This window comes from Psychrobacter sp. PL19 (genome assembly GCF_017875835.1).
Lineage (GTDB): Bacteria > Pseudomonadota > Gammaproteobacteria > Pseudomonadales > Moraxellaceae > Psychrobacter.
The window spans coordinates 2,509,571-2,530,618 of the sequence record NZ_JAGING010000001.1 but is presented as its reverse complement, the minus strand read 5'-3'; the positions used below and the strand labels follow the sequence as shown (position 1 = coordinate 2,530,618).

17 protein-coding genes and 1 pseudogene are annotated in these 21,048 nt (G+C 43.3%); 13 read left to right on the top strand and 5 right to left on the bottom strand.

What is annotated here, in order from left to right; translation table 11 throughout:
- Nucleotides 1–386 precede the first annotated feature (386 nt).
- Entirely contained in the window at nt 387–917 is a 531-nt protein-coding gene (locus tag H4W00_RS10050) for an inorganic diphosphatase (RefSeq protein WP_209957830.1), read from the bottom strand.
- A gap of 342 nt (nt 918–1,259) precedes the next feature.
- Entirely contained in the window at nt 1,260–2,177 is a 918-nt protein-coding gene (locus tag H4W00_RS10045; protein ID WP_209959160.1) for a lipoyl protein ligase domain-containing protein, read from the bottom strand.
- Between the two features lie 454 nt (nt 2,178–2,631).
- On the opposite strand from H4W00_RS10045, the gene H4W00_RS10040 reads away from it, so the two are divergent.
- The 4 genes from H4W00_RS10040 (at nt 2,632) to pncB (ending at nt 8,879) form a co-directional block, all read left to right on the top strand.
- Entirely contained in the window at nt 2,632–4,095 is a 1,464-nt protein-coding gene (locus H4W00_RS10040) for a coniferyl aldehyde dehydrogenase (RefSeq protein ID WP_209957827.1), read from the top strand.
- Between the two features lie 261 nt (nt 4,096–4,356).
- On the top strand, nt 4,357–6,336 hold the full coding sequence (locus H4W00_RS10035) for a glycine betaine ABC transporter substrate-binding protein (RefSeq protein ID WP_209957824.1): 1,980 nt from the start codon (nt 4,357–4,359) through the stop codon (nt 6,334–6,336).
- 82 nt (nt 6,337–6,418) lie between these two features.
- Nucleotides 6,419–7,327, top strand: a complete 909-nt coding sequence (locus tag H4W00_RS10030; protein ID WP_209957822.1) for an ATP-binding cassette domain-containing protein — start codon at nt 6,419–6,421, stop codon at nt 7,325–7,327.
- A gap of 298 nt (nt 7,328–7,625) precedes the next feature.
- A complete protein-coding gene (pncB, locus tag H4W00_RS10025; protein WP_209957820.1) occupies nt 7,626–8,879 on the top strand; it encodes a nicotinate phosphoribosyltransferase in 1,254 nt (417 codons plus the stop codon).
- Nucleotides 8,880–8,999: 120 nt separating this feature from the next.
- Here pncB and xseB read toward each other — a convergent pair.
- From xseB to H4W00_RS10010, 3 genes and pseudogenes are all read right to left on the bottom strand, one after another.
- Nucleotides 9,000–9,236, bottom strand: a pseudogene (gene xseB, locus H4W00_RS10020) (exodeoxyribonuclease VII small subunit); the annotation flags it as partial.
- 218 nt (nt 9,237–9,454) lie between these two features.
- Complete coding sequence (gene xseA / locus H4W00_RS10015) at nt 9,455–11,047, bottom strand: exodeoxyribonuclease VII large subunit (RefSeq protein ID WP_209957817.1); 1,593 nt, start codon at nt 11,045–11,047, stop codon at nt 9,455–9,457.
- Nucleotides 11,048–11,286: 239 nt separating this feature from the next.
- On the bottom strand, nt 11,287–11,667 hold the full coding sequence (locus tag H4W00_RS10010) for a hypothetical protein (protein ID WP_209957816.1): 381 nt from the start codon (nt 11,665–11,667) through the stop codon (nt 11,287–11,289).
- A 374-nt stretch (nt 11,668–12,041) separates the two neighbouring features.
- Between H4W00_RS10010 and H4W00_RS10005 the strand changes: the two genes are divergently transcribed.
- The 9 genes from H4W00_RS10005 (at nt 12,042) to H4W00_RS09965 (ending at nt 21,004) form a co-directional block, all read left to right on the top strand.
- On the top strand, nt 12,042–12,701 hold the full coding sequence (locus tag H4W00_RS10005; protein ID WP_209957814.1) for an alpha/beta hydrolase: 660 nt from the start codon (nt 12,042–12,044) through the stop codon (nt 12,699–12,701).
- 218 nt (nt 12,702–12,919) lie between these two features.
- Nucleotides 12,920–14,020, top strand: a complete 1,101-nt coding sequence (gene zapE, locus H4W00_RS10000) for a cell division protein ZapE (RefSeq protein WP_209957811.1) — start codon at nt 12,920–12,922, stop codon at nt 14,018–14,020.
- A 256-nt stretch (nt 14,021–14,276) separates the two neighbouring features.
- Complete coding sequence (locus tag H4W00_RS09995) at nt 14,277–14,930, top strand: nitroreductase family protein (protein WP_442966468.1); 654 nt, start codon at nt 14,277–14,279, stop codon at nt 14,928–14,930.
- Between the two features lie 136 nt (nt 14,931–15,066).
- Complete coding sequence (locus H4W00_RS09990) at nt 15,067–16,386, top strand: NAD(P)H-dependent glycerol-3-phosphate dehydrogenase (RefSeq protein ID WP_209957807.1); 1,320 nt, start codon at nt 15,067–15,069, stop codon at nt 16,384–16,386.
- Between the two features lie 57 nt (nt 16,387–16,443).
- Nucleotides 16,444–16,902 carry a phosphohistidine phosphatase SixA gene (sixA, locus tag H4W00_RS09985; protein WP_209957805.1) on the top strand — a complete coding sequence of 153 codons (459 nt, stop codon included), beginning with the start codon at nt 16,444–16,446 and terminating at the stop codon, nt 16,900–16,902.
- A gap of 189 nt (nt 16,903–17,091) precedes the next feature.
- Nucleotides 17,092–18,327, top strand: coding sequence for a type II secretion system protein GspL (gene gspL / locus H4W00_RS09980; protein WP_209957802.1), 1,236 nt, complete (start codon nt 17,092–17,094; stop codon nt 18,325–18,327).
- Nucleotides 18,328–18,476: 149 nt separating this feature from the next.
- Entirely contained in the window at nt 18,477–19,022 is a 546-nt protein-coding gene (gspM, locus tag H4W00_RS09975) for a type II secretion system protein GspM (protein WP_209957800.1), read from the top strand.
- A 226-nt stretch (nt 19,023–19,248) separates the two neighbouring features.
- A complete protein-coding gene (locus H4W00_RS09970) occupies nt 19,249–19,791 on the top strand; it encodes a DUF4870 family protein (protein ID WP_334684941.1) in 543 nt (180 codons plus the stop codon).
- A 178-nt stretch (nt 19,792–19,969) separates the two neighbouring features.
- Nucleotides 19,970–21,004, top strand: a complete 1,035-nt coding sequence (locus H4W00_RS09965) for a quinone-dependent dihydroorotate dehydrogenase (RefSeq protein WP_209957798.1) — start codon at nt 19,970–19,972, stop codon at nt 21,002–21,004.
- The last annotated feature ends 44 nt before the right edge of the window (nt 21,005–21,048 follow it).

Here is a 21,048-nt window from a genome sequence, read left to right as displayed (position 1 = left end):
TTATGATCTGCTAGACGTATTAATAACGGCTCTATTATAGCAATTCTATCAGTATGCTTTACGATGGAATAGTTAAGCTAAGATAATAATCGTTGCAGGGCATTATAACTCTCTAGCAAAGTGTTTTTTAGTAAGGAATCTGTTAGTACCGTATTCTACGACAAAATACTGTATTTTGTTGGTTGTAGCCTGTTAAAGCCACTCATTATTCTGCACTAACTTGCAGCAATAAAAATGATTTTATAAGACTGCTTATATCGAGTTAGCTTTGGTTATAAACGTGCACCTACAACGCACGCAAAAAAATACCGCAATCACATTAATGATGGCGGTAAATGTCATAAAATTAGTTCTTATTTATTATAAAGTCTAATGGCATTGATAGCTTATAGATCTTTCCAGCGCTGGATAGACTCTTTAATCACTTCTTTAGCTTCTACGACATCGCCCCATGATTCAACCACGGTGCTGCCTTTTTTCTTAAGGTCTTTATAATGGCTAAAGTGGAAATGCAATTGCTTGATTAACTGCTCAGGCAGGTCGGCTAAACTATTATAAGCGTTACCATTGTTGCGGTCATCAGCAGGTACAACTACAATTTTGTCATCAACTTCGCCGTCATCAACGAATTTCATCACCCCAATAACCTTGGCTTTTAAGAAAATACCGGTAGTCAAAGGATGCTCAGTGATGATCAAGGCATCAAGCTCATCGCCATCTTCGTCAAGGGTTTGAGGAATAAAACCATAGTTACATGGTTTGGCAAAAATCTGTGGGTCAATACGGTCTAGCTCAAATACGGCCAGCTCGCGATTCCATTCAATTTTATGACTGCTGCCAGTTGGGATTTCAACGACTACATTAATGATACCGCCGTCGACGTCGCCTGCATCTAAAATTTTATTAAAATCTGCCATAAAGTATTCCTATTTGCTTTTGTTAGGGATGGTTCAACGATAAGGGATGGGTAACGTTATTAATTTTACTCGTCATCTTAATGAAGGTTCAAGTAAAAACTATACAAGCACAGTAAGGCTATAACCGTGCCTGATTTATGCTGCCTGCAATTATAACAAGTTTGATTTAAATTTTCTCGTTATGCTTAAGTCTAAGCGCGCACGATATTATGCAAAATAGGACTCAATGTCTGGCTGACAATACTGTATAACCGTCAAAATAAAGCAATCCGCTTTAAAAAAGCTAAGTTGAAAGCAAAGTTAGAAGCAAGGGAGTAGCAAAGTGAGCAAGTGCCAAAACTGCTATTTTGAGGCTATTGGGCGCAACTCGATTTGTCCTGCATGACGTTGAGCAATGTTATCGATCAATTTTTGAGTGACTTGCGCATAGTTTAGTGGCCCAGCATCGCTACCGTGTCCCCCATGCATGTCTATAAAGTCAGACAATCGCAGCATCTGCATACCAGCGTAGCCACAGGGGTTGATGGCGTTAAATGCAGATAAGTCACAGTCTAAATTCAGTGCAATACCATGATAACTAAAACCATGCTTAATTTTAAAGCCTAGCGAGGCAATTTTACCTAACATAATATCGTTATCATTTGGCACAGGGGAGCCAGCGCTACTGTCTTGACCATCAACCTGGTCAGTAACTTCAGACATAGCCGCACACGAGTTATTGTATAAGTATACGCCTGGCGCATCACGGCGCGCATGAGCACTAATGTTGGTAGCAGCGTTAATAATAGGAACACTAGGGTTTGCATTACTAGGTGTGTTCGTAGCGGTGTTTATTGATACTAATGATTGTGGCTTTAGGCAGTCATTGACCACATCTTCGATTGCTTGTTCTGCATGCGTGACTAGGTTGCGCACACTCCAACCCAAACTGTGCAGGTCAAACAACCAATAAACCACCAGTTGTCCATGTCCGTGCCACGTCACTTGGCCACCGCGATCGGTTTTGATAATAGGAGTATCGGTGCGTTGCAAGATATGTTCTTCTTTGCCGGCCTGCCCAAGGGTATAGACATCATTATGGTCGACGATCCATAACTCATCAGGAGTACGTAATCCTTGTTCTTTTTTTAAGGCAATACGCTCTAAAGTGCGCTGTAGCATGGCCTCATGAGTGGGATTATAATCAGCTGCATTCAGTGATTTACTGATAAGGCTGTCACTAATAAAGTGATCATTAACTTTTCGCTCTGTGTTTGCTATTGAGTTTGGCATTAGGGTCGCCGTCTTATGGTTTTAACAGTGATGAAACTGATTGATTAGTGTCATTGAGTTTAGCAGTTTTTAAACCCATCACTCAAATTTAAATTGCAGGACAATAAAGACTGATACTGAAAACATGATTACTAAAGATATGGCTATTAATAAAGCAGTTATTAAAGGCTGCTTACTCAAAAGTCATCATTAAAAGCTGTCATTCAAAAATGGTTACTAAAAAACACCCCAATAATAGCCTAACGACCAAAACTTGGCGGCGTTCATGTATACAAACCCACCAGTTAGCCAAACGTGCTTTTCATTCGCCATTCAATGCGCTACATTGGATAATAATGAACAGTTGTTTCTTAGTGCTACTATTTTCAGCACTTTACGATAAACATAGAGTTTTGATATAACTATAGCGTATTGACTCTAGCACATATGACAAGGATGACAAATGACAGACCATAATCAAAGTGACAGCAATCAAACCACAGGCGACGCTGACCAGGCGCTCAGCACGGTTCACACTACCGAGCAATTACAAGCCCAGTTTACCCGTTTACAAGCACTGAGCCGTAGTCATCCTATACTTGACTGGTCGGCTCGCGCCACTCAATTAGACAATTTAGAAACCATGCTCAGTGACAAACAACAAGAGCTTGCTAAAGCGATCAGTGCAGATTTTGGTTATCGCAGTGAGTCAGAAACTCAGTTTGCAGAATTGTTCCCAAGCTTTGCGGGTATCAGCCACTCTAGAAAGCATGGAAAAAAGTGGATGAGAACGCGGCGGGTAGGGATTTCAGCACTTTATATGCCTGCCCATAACGAAATTCAACCGCAGCCATTAGGGGTAATAGGCATAATGGTGCCATGGAACTATCCGCTATATTTAGCGATAGGACCTATGATCGATGCCATTACTGCCGGTAATCGAATTATGATTAAGCTAAGCGAGGCTGCACCGCAATTTGCAGAAGCCTTTGCCAAAGCGGTTGAGCAGTACTTTTCACCTGATTTGGTGTGTGTGGTGCTGGGTGAAGTTGATATTGCTGAAGCTTTTAGCAAATTGCCCTTTGACCATCTGATTTATACCGGCTCTACTGAAGTCGGTAAGAAAATTATGGCCGCTGCCGCTCCTAACTTAACGCCAGTGACGCTTGAGCTTGGTGGTAAGTCGCCAGTGATCATATTGGATGATGTCAACCTTGAAGCTGCGGTCAATCGGGTGATGATGGGCAAAACCCTTAATGCTGGTCAGACCTGTGTCGCCCCCGATTATGTTTTGATTCAGCGGCAACATCATCAACGTTTCATCAGCTTAGCGAAAGAGTGGGTGAAAGAACACTATCCTAATATCAGCGATAACCCAGACTATAGTCATATCATTAATAACCAACAGTTTAAGCGGGTACAAAGCTATATCGATAGCTTACCTGTTGAAGAGGTGCATCCACTAACCGAGGTTGAATCGAACGTGGAGACTCGTTTGATGCCGCCCATTGTGGTGACGGAACCTGCACCAACCAGCAAGTTGATGCAAAATGAAATCTTTGCACCGATTGTGCCGTTGATGCATTACGAGACCCTTGATGATGCGATTAAATTCATTAATGATCGTCCGCGTCCACTAGCGCTGTACATTTTCGGTAAGAATGATCGCGATATCAAAAAAGTGCGTACGCACACGGTATCAGGCGGCGTCTCTATTAATGAAGTCCTGTTACATTTATTACAACATGACCTACCTTTTGGTGGCGTCGGGCATTCAGGCCATGGCGTCTATCACGGTCAGGCAGGTTTTGAGCGCTTCAGTCACATGAAGTCGGTTTTTGTGCAATCTAAGGTTAACGGTATGAACTTGCTATTACCGCCTTATGGTGCGCTGTTCAAAAAAGGCATGGCGGTAATGTTAAAATAACGCAAGCTGAGTAATGACCTCTACTTTTTAAATAGCGCTTATTATGATAAGTGCTATTTTTTTGCCTACTATTTGGCTTATTAATCGCTAACCAATAAAATATGTGTTTCTATACATACTATTCACCAAAAATGGTGTTTAATCATTTGCTATAACCTTTAATCATAGACTAAAGTAGTCGCAGCACTGAAATTCAAGTAATGAACTTTGAGAAACCAACCGCCACCGCTCAGTAAAAGATAATAATAAATAGGATATGCTATGCGCCAATGGATTGCGTTAAGTTTACTGTTGCTAAGCTCGTTGTTGTTGCCCGCATCAGCACTGGCCGCTTCGGCGGCCTCGACCACAACATCGGCCTGCGAGAATCCAATTAAGTTTGGTGCGCTAACCTGGGAAAGCGGTCAATTTACTGCTGGTGTGCTGAAATATATCGCTGAGAGTGGATACGGTTGTACGATTGAAGAGGTGCCAGGAGCAGGGCCAGCACTGGAGACTGCCTTATCACAAAACGATATTCAAATTATTAGTGAGCAGTGGGTAGGGCGTTCGCCCATCATGGAACAAGCCATCAAGGACAATAAAGTGGAGGTGATTGGTGATACGCTTAAAGGCGGTGCCACTCAAGGCTGGTACGTTCCTAAGTATGTGATGGATGAAAACCCAGGTCTTCGCCGCTATCAAGACTTGCCTAAGTATGCTGAGCTGTTTAAAGACCCTGAAGACCCAAACAAATCTCGTTTTATGAACTGTCCATCTGGCTGGGCGTGCGAGGTATTTAATACCCGCCTGCTCAAAAATACGGGTTTGGGCACTACTTTTAACAATGTCCATCCTGGTACCGGCGCGGCACTTGACGCTGAGATTGCTTCAGCTTTTGAGCAGCGTAAACCCTTATTATTCTATTATTGGCAACCGACAGGTTTGATCGCCAAATATGATTTTGCACTCATAGAATTTCCCGCTTATGACGAGGCTTGCTGGCAAGACTTGCTGCTGGCAAACGGTACTTCAGATTGTATATCAGGCGCTCCAGTCTCACCGCTTAAAATTGCAGTATCGACGCCATTTCTTAAGGCCAATCCTGAGCTATCTGAGGTATTCAAAAAAGTACAATTCACTGCTGAGGAGTTGAATGGCGCTATTCTTGAGATGACTGAGAGTAAGCGCAGTGGCGATGAGCAAGCGCTTAAGTTTTTGCGTGATAATCCGAATGTCTGGCAAGATTGGTTATCTGCTGAGGCGGCAACCGCTCTGGCTGCTAAACTGGGTATCAGCTTAACAGGAGATGGAGCGGAAAACACCAGTATCAATTCACCACTTAATACGGTCACACCGTCTGACAATATCTTAGGTCTGTCATCAAACTTTCCCTCGTGGTCGCTTGAAACCCCTCTTAATGAGTCATTGGCCAGTGTAGTCAAAAATTATGGTGACGTTTTTCGCAGTATTAGCACCGTCGCCTTGAAGTATTTGCTGCTGCCTATTGAACGGTTTTTAACCTTTGTTCCACCGTGGCTAATCATCGCCTTAGTAACCGTGTTAGCGTGGTTTGGGGTGCGTAAGATATGGTTTGCACTGGCTTGTGGTGCCGGGCTATTCTTGATTGGCGCATTTGGACTATGGGGTGCATTGATTGAAACTCTAGCGCTATTGATGGTATCAGTCTTAGTGACCGTGGTCATTGGTATTCCCATTGGTATTGTCATGTCGGGCAGTAATGTACTTCGTAAAATTGTGACACCGATACTCGATGTAATGCAAACCATGCCCAGCTTTGTCTATCTGATTCCGGTGCTGATGCTATTCGGCATTGGTAAAGTACCGGCATTGTTTGCTACTGTTATTTATGCACTGCCGCCACTTATTCGTTTGACGACCTTAGGTATTACCCAAGTGAATCATGAGATGGTTGAGGCTGGACGCTCATTCGGCAGTACTCATTGGCAATTGCTGATTTGGATTAAGCTACCGCAAGCGCTACCAAGTATTATGGCGGGTGTTAATCAAGCAGTGATGATGTCGCTGTCGATGGTGGTCTTAGCTTCTATGATCGGTGCACCAGGTCTTGGTGAAGATGTGTTGCAATCTATTCAAACCTTGAATATCGGTCAAGGCTTACAAGCAGGTACCGCTATCGTCATTGTAGCGATTATTATTGACCGTATTACCCAAGCGTTTGGTCAAGGTAAGCGTGCACGTCAAAAAACCATCAAGGCGGGTAGGAGACAGATTGGTTGAAGAGTGGTTTAGAGTCTCATAAACCACTTACTGTAAGAGCCAATCACTATAAAATCGCTGCTAAAAAACAACGAGAATAATAATGAATCATATCCAGCTAGAGAACATCAGTAAAATTTATAATGCCAATGCGACTCAGGCACAGGCTGCGCTGGCATTGTTGGCCGAAGGTATGGATAGCATCGCAGTCAAAGAACAAACAGGTTATTCGGTAGGGCTTTATGATATTAATCTAGCCATTAAGGCAGGCGAGCTGCATTGTATTATGGGACTGTCAGGTTCAGGAAAATCAACGTTAATACGCCATATCAATCGTCTAATTGACCCCACTGGCGGTAAGATCTGGGTTGACACCGGGATTCATTCAAAACAAACTTCCCAAAGCTCACAAGTCGCCAGTGCTGACACGAATCAGGGTGCTTCGGGCAGAGCTTCTTCAGATTCGGCTATTAATATATTAGATTTAGATGATAAGGCGTTACAAGGATATCGGCAACAAACGGTCAGTATGGTGTTTCAGCATTTCGGTTTAGTGCCGCATATGACGGTCATTCAAAACGTTGCTTATGGGCTGCGGGTGCGTAAAATGAGTACGGCTGAGCGCCATGAAATCGCTCGGCACTGGTTGAATGAAGTGGGTCTACCTAACCTAGAACACAGCTATCCTGATGAATTGTCAGGCGGCATGCAGCAGCGCGTGGGGCTGGCAAGAGCACTAGCAACTGATACGCCTATATTACTGATGGATGAAGCATTTTCTGCTCTTGATCCTTTAATTCGGGCCCAATTACAAGATCAGTTGCTTGAACTGCAGGCGCGTCTCAATAAGACTATTGTATTTATTACCCATGATATTGATGAGGCGATTAAAGTGGGTCAGCGTATTAGTATCTTAAATGGCGGACGTTTGATACAAACAGGGTCTCCTAACGACTTGCGCGATCATCCTGCCGATGATTACGTGGCACAGTTTATGAGCGCAAAAACATAAAATAACTTGAGTGCCTTTTGGGCTTAGCGTCTTCAGAATGCCTTCAATAAGTAACTAACAGCCATACTGTTATGGAGCCAACCTTGAACTGACTGTCATTATCAAGAAAAAATAAATAGGGTATGAATTCAGAAAAATGCCCCAAATTTCGTTATACTTCATGACTTGCTGATGGGTGATTAGTCATTTATTCACAACATCATTAACCGCGTTTAGTAGTACTCGCCCCCATATTTTGTCGCTTAACTGATTGACTGATATTCAATTCATTGCTTATTTTTGCGTTTAAGGCTGTAACATGACCGTTGCCTATGTACCTATTATCACCTCATTACTTGATAACGACTTGTATAAATTCACTATGCTCCAAGCCATGTTGCATCAATTTCCGCAGACTCATGGGGTCTATCGTTTTCGCTGTCGTAATAATAAAGATGCCGCTTATCCGCTTGCCGATATTAAAGACGATTTAGAGCAGCAGTTAGACAGCTTATGTGAGTTACGTTTTTTACCAGACGAGTTAGATTATTTACGTCAATTACGTTTTATGCGTTCAGATTTTGTCGATTATCTTGAATTATTTAAACTCAAGCGCCGATTCATTACCATCAGCACCGATAGCCAAGGTCGCTTGCTGATTGATATCGAAGGGCCAATGATTCAGGCGATGTTTTTTGAAGTGTTCGTACTGGCTATCGTTAATGAGCTGTATTTCAAAGCTTTTCCAGACCCCAGTGTGATTAAAGAAGGGCAGCGACGATTAGATGAAAAAGTGGCACTGCTGCACAGTTATTCTAAGCAACAAAAAGCCGAGCAGCAGGCGACTCATAAGCACAAGACCAATGCACCACCCTTTATTGTCGCCGATTTTGGTACCCGCCGCCGTTTTAGTAAGGTTTGGCAGGCGCATGTAGTGGCTACGTTACATAATGCTGAGCCCAATATTGTCAGTGGGACTTCCAATGTGCTGCTTGCCAAAACGCTAGGAATGACCCCAATTGGTACTATGGCGCATGAGTTTATGCAGGCCTTTCAGGCGCTAGATGTGCGTCTACGCGACTCACAAAAAGCGGCTCTTGAGGCTTGGGTACATGAGTATCGAGGTGATTTGGGTATCGCCTTGACTGATGTGGTGGGAATGGATGCATTTTTACGCGATTTTGATCTATATTTTGCCAAGCTGTTTGATGGACTGCGTCATGACAGTGGCGACCCTTATATATGGGGCGATAAAGCCGTTGCTCATTATCAAAAATTAAAAATAGACCCAAAAACTAAAATATTAACCTTTAGCGACGGTTTGGATCTTAATAAAGCCTGGGATTTGCATCAATACTTTAAAGACCGTATCAAGACCAGCTTTGGTATCGGTACCAATCTGACCAATGATATGGGTTTGACGCCTCTCAATATCGTCCTTAAATTGGTCGAATGTAACGGTCAGCCAGTAGCCAAACTCTCTGACAGCCCCGGCAAGACCATGATTAATAACGACACTTATTTGGCTTATTTACGCCAAGTATTTGACGTTGAGGCCCCTGAGTCTAAGTAACCATTCAAACCAAGCCAAGCCAAGCCAAGCCAAACCTTAACTATTGCTACTGTCTTCGCTAGCAGTAGTTTTATTGGCATCGTTTTTTAGCTCGTTATTATCTTTTTTAGTCACACTATTCTTATCGGTGCTGTCTTCTTCGGCAAAGGCGGCATCTAAAGCGCGTTGCACGGCATTAATACGGGTTTCGCAAATCCGATAAGCGGTAATTGACTCTTCGACTGTCGTCATTAGATTATCAATATCAGGTTCATCTTGTTGCTGTAATTCGGCGGCATTGGTTTTTAGAATGTCGTAGGCTGCCTTAAAGGTTTTTGGGGTAGCTTTTTTGCGTTTACGAGTGGGGGCAGTGCTCATAATAGTTCCTAAAATTTTAGAGTAATAAATGACAAAGTATAGTCGATTTAAGATAAGAGGAATACTCTGGTAGCAACGTGCTACTGGTACAAATTTTTCTGGCGTGCTGTTCACAAGCGTGACAGAGGCTGCAAAAAATTCATCTCAGTAGCCTAGTAACATTAGATTGTTGTTAAATTGGGTTAACTATTTATATATAATATTTAGATAAAGCTATGTTATTCATTTGGCAAATTATCAATTGCTACGGTTTCAAAATTAGTGCTTTCAATATCAGTACTCTCAACAGCCAAAACTCGCGCCGTTGCTTTACCATCTTTTAAGACAATATGAATGGTCTGCTCAGGGTGGAGTTGATCGCTACTGGTTAGGATCTTCTTACCCTTTTCATCCATAAGCATACTATAGCCTTGCTTAAGCACGCGCGTTGGTCGATGTAGCAGCACGATATCACGCAAGTGTTCACTATTACGCTGTGCGTGGAGCACTTGCTGTTGGGCATTTTTTATAATTGTGTTTTGATAGCTGTCACACTCAATACCTGCAGCTACTAGCTGCTGATGAGCAGTTGCTTTAGTCTGAGCCTGCCATTCAGTGGTCAGTCTTGCCGCTTGCTTGACTTGCCGTTGCGCGCTCTGCTGAATGCTACGCCAAGCAAAATCGCTGTCTTTACGCATGGCTGTCAACCGCCCAATAGTTTGCGATTGTATTTGACTTAATTGCCGTGCGGTTTGCTGCTCAACTAAGGTCACTTGACGCTGGGCGGCTTGTCTAATTTGTGTTTGATACTGTAGCACTTGAGCCACCAGTTGCGCTAAATGGGCACTAATCGCAGCAATTACTTTTGATGGCGTATCGAAGCTGCTATGTGCGACCTCATCTAAGATAACTTTATCGCGCTCATGACCGATACCCACCCACACGGGCACCGGCTGCTCAGCGATCAAGGCTGCTAGCTCATAATCATTTAGATAGGCGAGATCGCCTACCGCACCACCGCCACGAATAATAACCAATAAATCCGGCAAACGCTGATAAGTAGCATAGAATTGTTGTTGAGCGCTGACAATCGCTTGGCGTATTTCTGCTGGCGCATGATTACCTTGAAAAGTTGCATGATGATAGTGAAACTGACAAGCATTGGTGGTTGCTAATCTGTCCGCATCGGCTTGAAAGTCGCCCAATCCTGCGGCTTTTTCAGGAGCGATAACGATCACATGTTCGATATCGAAAGGAGCTGGCAGTTGCTGATTCAGGTTCATCAGGCCTTCACCAGTCAAGCGGTCTACCATGTCGGCATATTGTCGCGCCAAATCGCCTAAGGTATAACTGGGATCTATATCTTCAATCGTTAATGAAAAGCCATACTGCGCATGAAAGCCTGCGGACACCTTGAGTAGAACGGTTAGATCACGACTGAGTGGCATACCAGTTGCGCGCTCAAACTTTGCCAATACGCGTGCTGCTTTAAAACGCCAAAGGTTACCCCGGCAGCTGGCAACGACTTTACCGTCATCATCTTTTTCAGCCAATTCGAAGTAATAATGACCGCCTTTACTAGAAAGATTCCGAATCTCGGCTTTGACCCAAACGCGGTGGTCAAAGGTTTGTTTGATCACCATCCCAACCGCTGCTAAATAATCACTAAGGCGTAGTACTGTATCCTCAAGATTCTCTTCAAGACTGCTTTCTTGCTCAGCAAGCTCGGCCTCTAAAGTAGACAAGTCTTTGGCAGGGGCCAATGTCTTAGCAGCAGTTTTATTATTGTTCGTAGTGAGTTGCGCCAGATTAGCGAGATTGGGTTTGCGCATAATATCAGACCGACTATGGATAACAGGTATGGTTAATAGCTTAGCCTAAAAGCGCGCCAACCAACAGAGCGTTCATAAAAAGAAAGCCAATAAATGTGCAACTCAGACCTTGTCTTCGTCACATATTTATTGGCTAGAGGCTACCTTTCTGTTCAGCAGCTACTCAATCATTCAATAGAATAGTGAACAGATAATTTAATAGTAGAAGATAGACAATTAAAACCGCTTAGACGCATGACCTATTGGCAGCGGAAGCTGATCATATATTCATAATCATCATTACGAGATAGATCAGGCGAACCAGTACCAAATATGGTACCGACTACTGCACCCACTTGACCAATTATACGGCCCATATTTTCATCCACAATACCATTATACTTAACCTTATCATCAACGACGATCACTTGCTTGCCTCGACACGTATTTTTAGCGCTATCTAGCGCATTTTGTTGGGCTTTTATTTTGGTGCCGGCAATACCTGTGGTCTCAAAAGTAGAGTTAGCACGCTGAATGACTGGTGATGAGTTGGTACTTTGGCAAGCGCTCAATGCTAGTACCGCTGCTAGCATTGCAGTCAAAGTGGCTGTTTTATTAAAAGTTCTATTGAAAACGGTCATAAAAAATCCCTATAAATCAGTCAAAATAAAATGAATCAAAGCTCGATAACAAGTGTAGTGAATTAAGCATTGAGAATTTAACCTATTTATATCCTTAACGTCTAGGTGGTTATTGTGTGCGGTGTTGTGTGCGGTGTTGTGTCTGTGTTGTGTTTCTATAGCGTTCTAAAATAGGCTCAAAAATCAAATTGAGTGCAAGTAATAAAGGGGCAATTATTAACAGGCAGCTCAGTTGTATAGCTGGATACAGCTTGTGCTGATAGCGAACTGATAGCGAACTCATAGAGAAATAGTATGGTTACACAGCAAATCACTTGAAATATAAATCATATCTAGGATAATTGAAGCAACTTTTTCAACCAATAGTCAAAACTATGCTATTAATTCCTGCCCCTGCCGGCGTGTTAGAGATCGATGCACTGTGGCAACAAGACAATCCAAACGATCCTAATACGGATACGGTCGCGTTACTTTGTCACCCTAATCCGTTGTTTGAAGGAACGATGAACAATAAAGTAGTGACCACCATGTACCGATTTGCGCGTGATCACGGCATGCATGTGGTACGTTTTAATTTTCGTGGCGTAGGGCAGTCAACCGGTGAGCATGATTATGCCGAAGGCGAAGTGCTAGATGCTATGACCGTGTTACAATGGATCGCAGGGCAAACGAATGCTCGTAAATTATGGTTGGGTGGGTTTTCTTTTGGTGGTTACATAACCGCGCGGGTCGCTGAGCAAGTACTGGTATCAGCGCATGTGTGGGGCTTAAACGATTTTGAGCTGCTTAAAGTTGCCCTGATTTCACCATCTATAGAAAAAAATGACAGCATTGATCTAAGTTTACCGACTCAAAAGACCTTTGAGATCTATGGCAATGCTGATGAAGTGATTGATCCTGCGAACATGCAAGCGTTTGCCGAGCGTTTGGGGCTTGATGTGAGCGTGGTTGATGGCGCTGGGCATTTTTTTCATGGACGTTTGTCTGAACTTAAACGCTTGTTAAAGCAGCATAGCTTTGACGATGTGAATTAGTTACTCCCTAATTTGATCGCATTTAATAGTATTATCTAAAGTAGTTTCTGTTTATTAAAGCAATGCCTTAAGCCGTGTTAACCTAAAGAGTGGCTACAAATTGCGCCATTCTGACAACTCAGTCGCTACCATCTCAGTGTAAAAATCATAAGTTAGTAGCAACTGACGGTAACAACATATTACTTTATTATTTATTTTGTCTAATGACGAGTCGCATTATGAAATTATCTCCATTACAGCGCTATGAGCAAGCCGTCAGTACTGATGACTTTACCCGAGATGAACAGCAGTATCAGGCCATGAGCTATCTTGATGATTTATATCACCAGCTCAACAATACCGCAGAACAAAAGCAAGGATTTTTTAGCTTTTTAAAGTCCAAACCGGTGGCACCCAAAGGTTTGTATATGTGGGGAGGTGTGGGGCGTGGCAAAACATGGATGATGGACATGTTTTATGACTCCTTAACCATTGATCGTAAGATGCGCCAGCATTTTCATCACTTCATGCAGCGTGTGCATCAGGAGCTCCATGCGATTCAAGGCCAAAGTGATCCGCTTGAAAAAGTTGCTGATATTATTTATAAAGAAGCGGTTATTATCTGCTTTGACGAGTTTTTTGTCTCTAACGTGTCTGATGCCATGATTTTAGGTGATTTATTTACTATGCTGTTTAACCGTGGTATCACCTTAGTGGCCACTTCAAACATTGAACCATCAGGCATATACAAGGATGGTCTACATCGCGATCGTTTTATGCCTGCTATCGCTGAAGTTGAGCGTAATACTAATGTCATGAATATTGACTCTGGCATCGACTACCGTCTGCGAGTCTTGCAGCAAGCTGAGCTGTACAAGTCGCCCATGACCAAAAGCAATCATCATTGGCTTGCCAATCGCTTTGCGAGTTTGTCAAATAATTTAAAGACCAGTAGCGAGCCCATCACTATCAATGGCCGTGAAGTCAAAATCAACGCGCGTACCGAAACTATATTATTTTGTGACTTCCGCCATTTATGTATGCAACCGCGTTCAGCGGCTGACTTTATCGAAATTGCCAATCAATTTAGTACCGTGTTGGTCAATGCAGTACCCGCCTTAGATGACGATCTTCGCGATCCAACCCGGCGTTTTATCTACATGGTTGATGAGTTTTACGATCGGCGCGTGAAGCTATTGATTCGGGCAGAGCAGTCTATTCTTGATCTATACCAAGGCGATAAGCTATCGTTTGAGATTGAGCGTACGCGCTCGCGGTTGCTTGAGATGCAATCAGAAGACTATCTAAAAATGAAGCATCGTCTTGATGACGCTGCGTAATGAGTATCTTATTATAGATCTCTTGATCGAGATGTTTTGATTTGACTACTCACATAACGATAGCTTAGAAATACTGGTTATAAACATACGATAGTGCAGGACGCTCAATTTTGCCTACAGTTTCTTGCAGCCGTTATTTGCAGAAACTGTAGGCAAGGTTGTGTAGTAGTGGATATACCATTAAGAGTAATGATAATAAAACACATGCTATGTATTAATATCTAACGATAATAACAAATAAGGATGAATTATGAGCATGCTCGATGACAATGAAATACAGAGAAATAATGAATCGGCGCATACTGAAGATAAAACAGTGGATAATGCACAAGTCACTGACGAACAGCTGATTAATTGGATTAAATCAAGACGCAGTATTGGTAATTTAAGTATTCCTGCGCCCACTCATACCCAAATTGAAGCCGCAATCGAATGTGCGGCGACGGCACCTGATCATAAAAAACTACAGCCATGGCGATTCATTATCACCGAAGGCAATGCGCGCCACCAACTGGGACACGCCTTCCTTGCTGCCGCTGAGGCAAAAGCGGCTAGAGAAGGGGAGGTACTGTCTGAGAAAACTCAGCAAAAAACCTACAATATGCCGCTACGAGCACCCGTTATCATTACGGTCGTTACTCAGATGCAAGACCACAAAAAAGTGCCGTTTTTTGAACAAATGCTGAGTGCAGGCGCGGCGATACAAAATCTTATTTTAGCTTTAAAAGCCCAAGGATTCAGTACTGTATGGCGCACGGGCCTGCTGTGTAACGAGCCTGCAGTAAAAGAATACTTTGGCGTTGCGGCAGATGATTATGTCACGGCTTTTGTTTATACTGGTACCAGTCCTTGTGATAAACCTGTACGTAAACCGATAGATATTGAGCCACTACTACGCTTTGAGTCGTAAACAACGCTGAGCCTGGTAAATACACGCCCTAACCTAACCATTTATTAAGCAAGTTAGCCTCAGTATAGATGTGCCATACTAGCGCTATAAATAATAGCGATAAACCATATAAGTCGGCCAACACGGATAAATGATTATGACTAGCTCAACCGATAATAATGCTAAAGACACAGACCATAGTATTGACAATAGCGCTGTTGAAAAACAAAACAGGCTACTGGCAAGTATTATTGAACGTGCTACCAAGTCAGGTCTTGGCCGAAAAAAGCTGAATCCCAGTGCAGTGGAGGCCGCTGTAGCTGAAAAAATGTCGCAAATTCATAATAATTCTACCAAATTGCGCTTGGCGTTCTTGGGTGGTGGCAGTTTTGGCACGGCGATGGCAAACTTAGCGGCGCGTAACGGTTGTGACACCACGCTATGGGTGCGTAATAAACGTACGGTCAAATCTATGGCAAAACTGCAGATGAATAAAAAATATCTGCCTGGTCACAAACTTGATGACCGTCTTAAGTACAGTCATGATTTAGAAGCGACAGTCAAAGATAAAGACATTATTTTCCTCGCGGTACCCAGCTTAGCTTTTCGCGAAACCCTAAAGAATATTGCGCCCTTTATTACCGGGCAATCAATCGTATCGTTGACCAAAGGTATGGAAAAAGATACTTTCGCCTTCATGAGCGATATCATTAAAGACGAGTTACCTGAGGTTAATTTTGGCGTTATGTCAGGACCAAATTTAGCAATAGAAATTATGAAAAACATGCCGTCTGCAACCGTGATTGCTAGTGACTCTGAGCCCCTACGCCATGCGGTACAAGCGGCATTACATAGTGCGTTTTTTCGAGTCTTTGCCAGTGATGATATTCGTGGTGTTGAGTTGGGAGGCACCCTCAAAAATATTTATGCCATTGCAATGGGCATGGCAGCGGCCTACGAGGTTGGCGAAAACACCAAAGCAATGTTATTAACGCGTGCCTTAGCAGAGATGAGCCGCTTCGGTGTCGAAACGGGCGCTAATCCTTTGACCTTTTTAGGCTTATCTGGGGTTGGCGACTTATATGCTACTTGTAGCTCTGAGCTAAGCCGTAACTACCGTATTGGTAATATGCTGGGTCGCGGTATGAGTATTGATGCTGCCGTAAAAAAGCTGGGTCAAACGGCTGAAGGGGTAAATACGATCCAACAGGTGCACGAAAAAGCCGTTAAAGAGGGTATTTATATGCCCATTACCCATGCTTTATACGCGGTTATTTATGAAGATAAAGCAGCGCTTGGCGTGGCTTTACACTTGATGGAAGCAGGCTTTCGTAGTGACGTCGAATTTGTGATGGCTCATGACCACAGCAATGAGTCGCTCACCGCGAAAATGCAAGCCGCAAGTAATAACTTGCTTGAAGATGACTCTGATAACAATGCTGCTGATAAAAGTGCTGCTGATGAAAATAAAGACTGAGAATGATAAAAACAATAGAAATTAAGGTTTTAATTAAAACTTAAGCCAAGGAACGTTATGAAGATTATATTGATGCGTCATGGTCAAGCAGAAGACGAGACCCGACCAGATAGCGCGCGCCAACTGACTGATTATGGACAACAACAAGCAGTGCAAACAGCAGATTATATTATTGAACATTATGCGCCTGATTATTTCGTCGTTAGTCCTTACCATAGAGCGCAGCAGACTCTAGCGCAATTGCAAACGTGCGCGCCCACAGTGCCAGTAACGGTGCAAGACAATATCACTCCTGCTGATGATGCAAAAACGGCTCTAACAGCACTGGCGAATATCGAGGCAGAGTGTTTGGTGATAGTATGTCATATGTCCATCGTGGCTAATCTTGCGGGCCTACTAACTAATAATAATCCTGAAGCATTTTCTTTAGCAGAGGCGCGGGTGTTTGAGATGGAATTTGTAATGGCTGGTATGGCTAATGAAATTGATCGCTTTGTTCCCACTCAACCACGTTAGTACTAGCTGTAGTGTTATCATTTAATTTAACAAGTATGGGTATTACCTAAGAAACCGCCACCTCTATAGGTGGTCGGTAGTTCATCCTCAATACTGAGTAATATTGATAACCGCTGTAACAGAAAATATTATAAAACTTGTTTATATATTTCGCTTTTACCCACAGTTCGATGAGCAAGGACGCGTTTAGTGTTACACGTTTGGTTAAGAGCACAAAATAGTCCGCTGGCTGTGTGGCATGCGGATACAAAACAGTGGCAGTCGGTTGACAGCTGGCAGCAGTTACATGATGTCTATAGCAGCTATAAAACCAATAGTCACAAAACGTTGTGCCTATACTTTCCTTCAAGTCATCTGTTACAAGTAAGTACTGAGCTGAGCTCTACTCAGCTTAAGCAGTTAGGTACGACGGGCAAACAATACTTGTTTGAAGAAACCTCACTCGCTCCAGTCGAACAACTGGCGGTGCGGCAGATCAGCTATGCCAATAGCCATTATTTATACGCACTTGCGCAAAGTGATATCGAAACGTGGCAGCAAAGTGCCACCCTGGCAGGTTTAACGGTTCAAGCGTTACTGCCTGATTTTTTATTGTTGCCTATTCCCGAAGAGGGCGCTGGGCAACAAGTGGTGTTATACCAAGATGAACATACCACCATCCTGCGACAGTCGTCGCACCAAGGTTTGGCAGTCAGTTATCTGCCATTGATTTTTGAGCGGCTGCCACAGTTAAGTGATGTTTGTGTGTTAGCCCCAATTGACAGCTCTATGCACCCATCTGGCACAGCAAATATAGCCACAGAAACTGCCGCACTCATTATCGACAGTAAGCTGCTATTGACTAGCTTAGCAGCCACGCCCACGCCGATCGAAAACCCTGAGCGTCACGCGCTTAACTTTTTTGTTAAGTCGTCAGACTCACAGTTATCGCCTTATTTACGCGTTGCTATGATGGTGGCATTATCGGCATTAGTCCTACAAATTGCGACTGATGGTGTCCAATGGTATCGCTATAGTGAAGCTGCGGTTGCCACCAAAATCGAGGTTGCTGCGCAGTATCAGTCTTGGTTCCCAAATGAAGCCCTGAGCACCCGCACAAAATTGCAAGCACAAGTACAACCAAAATTACGTAGTGACAGTCAAGCTCCCGCATCGCACATGGCGATCTTGGCGCGAGTATCACCATTGATCAAACAGTCGTCCTTACGGGCGCAGTCGTTAGTTATGGAGCCAAATGCGCTTAGCTTTACGTTAATTGCACCGAATCGTGATAGTCTTGATCAGTTTGCCAGTACGCTGATGTCACAAGGTTTGAATGCCAATTTGGAGCGAGTAAATAGCAATGGGCAAGGTCAGTTTAGCGGCCAAATAACCGTAAATTTGATGGAAGATGGTTTAGTACCGACTCAGGCTGCTGAGTCTTAAAAAAGCTTTAACGTACTCACCGTTTATTTGCAGTATTCGTTTATTATTCAGCTATTCATTAGTCCATTAATGATGGTTAATGACTCAGAGTTTTGAAACCTATTAATGATTGTTATTGAGTGAGTAATACGAGCAACCAAGGTCAGGTAATGAAAATATTACAACGTCGTGCCAAACCTAGTCCATCGACAGATAGCGCCTTGTCAGGGCATATAAATCACTACCAAAACCTATTGAGGTTGCGCTGGCAGGTACTGTCTCCTCGTGACCAGCTGGCCTTGGGTGTGTTAATAGTATTTTTACTGTTGTTCGTAGGTGGCTACGGTGGTTATAGCATGCGCCAAGCGGCAATAGACAGTAAGGCGGATTACCAAGAACAAGTCGCCGATTATTTCTGGCTACGCGCGCAAGCTGGTAATATTGATAGTAATGCTTTGAGCGCTGCCAATACTCAAAGTGGTGATGCACCACCAGCCAGCAGTATCAGCTCGCTATTAAATGCCTCTGGTATCGATAATGCGCAAGTGGTCGCTGCTGGTGATGCGGTACAACTGAGCTTCTCCAATGCCAGTCAAGCAGTAGTAAGCGCGGCACTTGGCAAGCTTGAACAGCAAGGCTGGCAATTTACCCAACTATCGATGGAGCAAGACCCAGCTACTAAGTTTGTTCAAGTACAAGCTATAGTCAGTTCTTAGCGTTATCTAATGTAATGACTTGAGCCCAACCATAGGTTATCTTTTAGGTGTTGGCACTGCATGTCTCAACACTGATGCTATAAATCTGTATTTTGACATTAGCCTCTTGAAATAATCCTGATTCACCACAATGGAATGCCTAGCAGTTACGTTAATATGTAGTGGTTACGCTAGTGTACGTTGCCACTTTGATAGTAGTGGCTATTGCTAGTTATGGATAATTATTATGAACCGTTCTTCTGAGCCTCATTCTGATGAGAGTTTGCATCGTCAGACTAAGACCGCTGATCCTGACATCGTTAATGACTATATATCTTCTAGCTACCAGCCTAATCAAGAGCTGGCACGGCAACAACAGGGGGGCATGATGAGTGATAACAAACAACGCGCTCTAATCACCTATAACCATGTGACTTATTTGTTATACGTATTGAGCTATTTTACCGCTGGGCTACTGTGGATTGTGCCTATTGTCATGAATTATGCCAAGCGTCATGATGCCGATAGAACCTGGTTGGCAACTCATTTTGATTGGCAGATCAAAACCTTTTGGTATAGTATTGTTCTATTTGCACTTGGTGGTATGTTACTGGTATTCGCCTTAGGCGGTCTAGGGGTCAGCATCATGGCCGACAGCGGTAATATCGCCATTGGATCGATTTTACTGACCGTACTGGGTGTGCTCATTATAGGATTCACTTTTATTTGGCACTTATACCGCATTGTACGTGGTTGGATTGCGCTAACGGATAATCGCCCTGTGCCGTAAAGCTGGCTAGCTTTACTAAGTGTTTACTCGTTAAAGGCTTATTGGTTCAGCATTTGTTTGTGGCTGCCAGCACAGGAAACTTTGGTCTTACTTCCGCTAAACTGATATAATCGCAGCGCTGGATTTATCTCATTTAGTTCCACTCATCGTTTTTATTCAATTAGGGTTTATTGTCATTATGTCCTACGCCTTACTTCGCCCGTTTTTGTTTAAGATGGACCCTGAGCATGCTCATGACATGACCTTATCTTTGTTGGCTAAGGCACATAAAGCTCGAGCGTTAGGGCTGGTCTATGGCCAGCAAATGCAGCCGATAGATTGTATGGGTTTACAATTTGCTAATCCAGTTGGCCTGGCAGCAGGTTTGGACAAAGATGGCGATTATATTGATGCGTTGGCCGAATTGGGTTTCGGCTTTATCGAAGTGGGCACGGTCACCCCGCAGCCGCAAACTGGCAATGACAAACCACGTTTATTTAGGCTCAAACAAGCGGATGCGATTATTAACCGTATGGGCTTTAATAATCAGGGCGTCGACTATCTGATCGAAAACGTCAAACGCTGCAAATATAAAGGCAACATCGGCATTAATATTGGTAAAAATGCCAGTACGCCAGTCGAAAATGCCGCAGACGATTATGTTTACTGTCTTGAACGCGTGTATCCGCATGCTTCTTATATTACGGTTAATATCTCATCACCCAATACTAAAAACTTGCGTGACTTGCAAAGTGGCGAAGCATTAACGTATCTACTAGACACTATTAAAAACCGTCATAATCAGTTGGCAACCGAGTATGGTTTTTATGTGCCAATCGTACTCAAAGTCGCCCCGGATCTAGATCCATTACAGGTCGATTATATCTCGCAACAGCTGTTAGATTTTGAAATTGATGGCTTGATTGCTACCAATACTACTCTAAGCCGAGTCGGGGTCGAAGATCTAACCGATGGCGATCAAGCTGGTGGTTTATCAGGCCGTCCGGTTAGCCACATTAGCACCCAAATATTACAACAATTCTCTGATCAATTGGATGATAAAGTCACTTTAATTGGGGTTGGTGGTATCGATAGCGGCGAAAAAGCGGTGAAAAAAATCAAAGCGGGTGCCGATATGGTGCAGTTATATACTGGTCTTATTTATCGAGGTCCAGGTCTAGTGCAATCTTGCATTCAAGGGATTGGCGGCTACTATGATGCGATGGAAGGATAAAAAAGTAAGGCTCGAGTCATAAAAGCTAAAGCAAGTTAATAGGA

Excerpts from the sequence above, each read along its gene's own strand:
- H4W00_RS10050 (WP_209957830.1), bottom strand. The coding sequence starts at position 917 with ATGGCAGATTTTAATAAAATTTTAGATGCAGGCGACGTCGACGGCGGT.
- H4W00_RS10040 (WP_209957827.1), top strand. The coding sequence starts at position 2,632 with ATGACAGACCATAATCAAAGTGACAGCAATCAAACCACAGGCGACGCT.
- H4W00_RS10035 (WP_209957824.1), top strand. The coding sequence starts at position 4,357 with ATGCGCCAATGGATTGCGTTAAGTTTACTGTTGCTAAGCTCGTTGTTG.
- H4W00_RS10030 (WP_209957822.1), top strand. The coding sequence starts at position 6,419 with ATGAATCATATCCAGCTAGAGAACATCAGTAAAATTTATAATGCCAAT.
- pncB (WP_209957820.1), top strand. The coding sequence starts at position 7,626 with ATGACCGTTGCCTATGTACCTATTATCACCTCATTACTTGATAACGAC.
- xseA (WP_209957817.1), bottom strand. The coding sequence starts at position 11,047 with ATGCGCAAACCCAATCTCGCTAATCTGGCGCAACTCACTACGAACAAT.
- H4W00_RS10010 (WP_209957816.1), bottom strand. The coding sequence starts at position 11,667 with ATGACCGTTTTCAATAGAACTTTTAATAAAACAGCCACTTTGACTGCA.
- H4W00_RS10005 (WP_209957814.1), top strand. The coding sequence starts at position 12,042 with ATGCTATTAATTCCTGCCCCTGCCGGCGTGTTAGAGATCGATGCACTG.
- zapE (WP_209957811.1), top strand. The coding sequence starts at position 12,920 with ATGAAATTATCTCCATTACAGCGCTATGAGCAAGCCGTCAGTACTGAT.
- H4W00_RS09995 (WP_442966468.1), top strand. The coding sequence starts at position 14,277 with ATGCTCGATGACAATGAAATACAGAGAAATAATGAATCGGCGCATACT.
- H4W00_RS09990 (WP_209957807.1), top strand. The coding sequence starts at position 15,067 with ATGACTAGCTCAACCGATAATAATGCTAAAGACACAGACCATAGTATT.
- sixA (WP_209957805.1), top strand. The coding sequence starts at position 16,444 with ATGAAGATTATATTGATGCGTCATGGTCAAGCAGAAGACGAGACCCGA.
- gspM (WP_209957800.1), top strand. The coding sequence starts at position 18,477 with ATGAAAATATTACAACGTCGTGCCAAACCTAGTCCATCGACAGATAGC.
- H4W00_RS09970 (WP_334684941.1), top strand. The coding sequence starts at position 19,249 with ATGAACCGTTCTTCTGAGCCTCATTCTGATGAGAGTTTGCATCGTCAG.
- H4W00_RS09965 (WP_209957798.1), top strand. The coding sequence starts at position 19,970 with ATGTCCTACGCCTTACTTCGCCCGTTTTTGTTTAAGATGGACCCTGAG.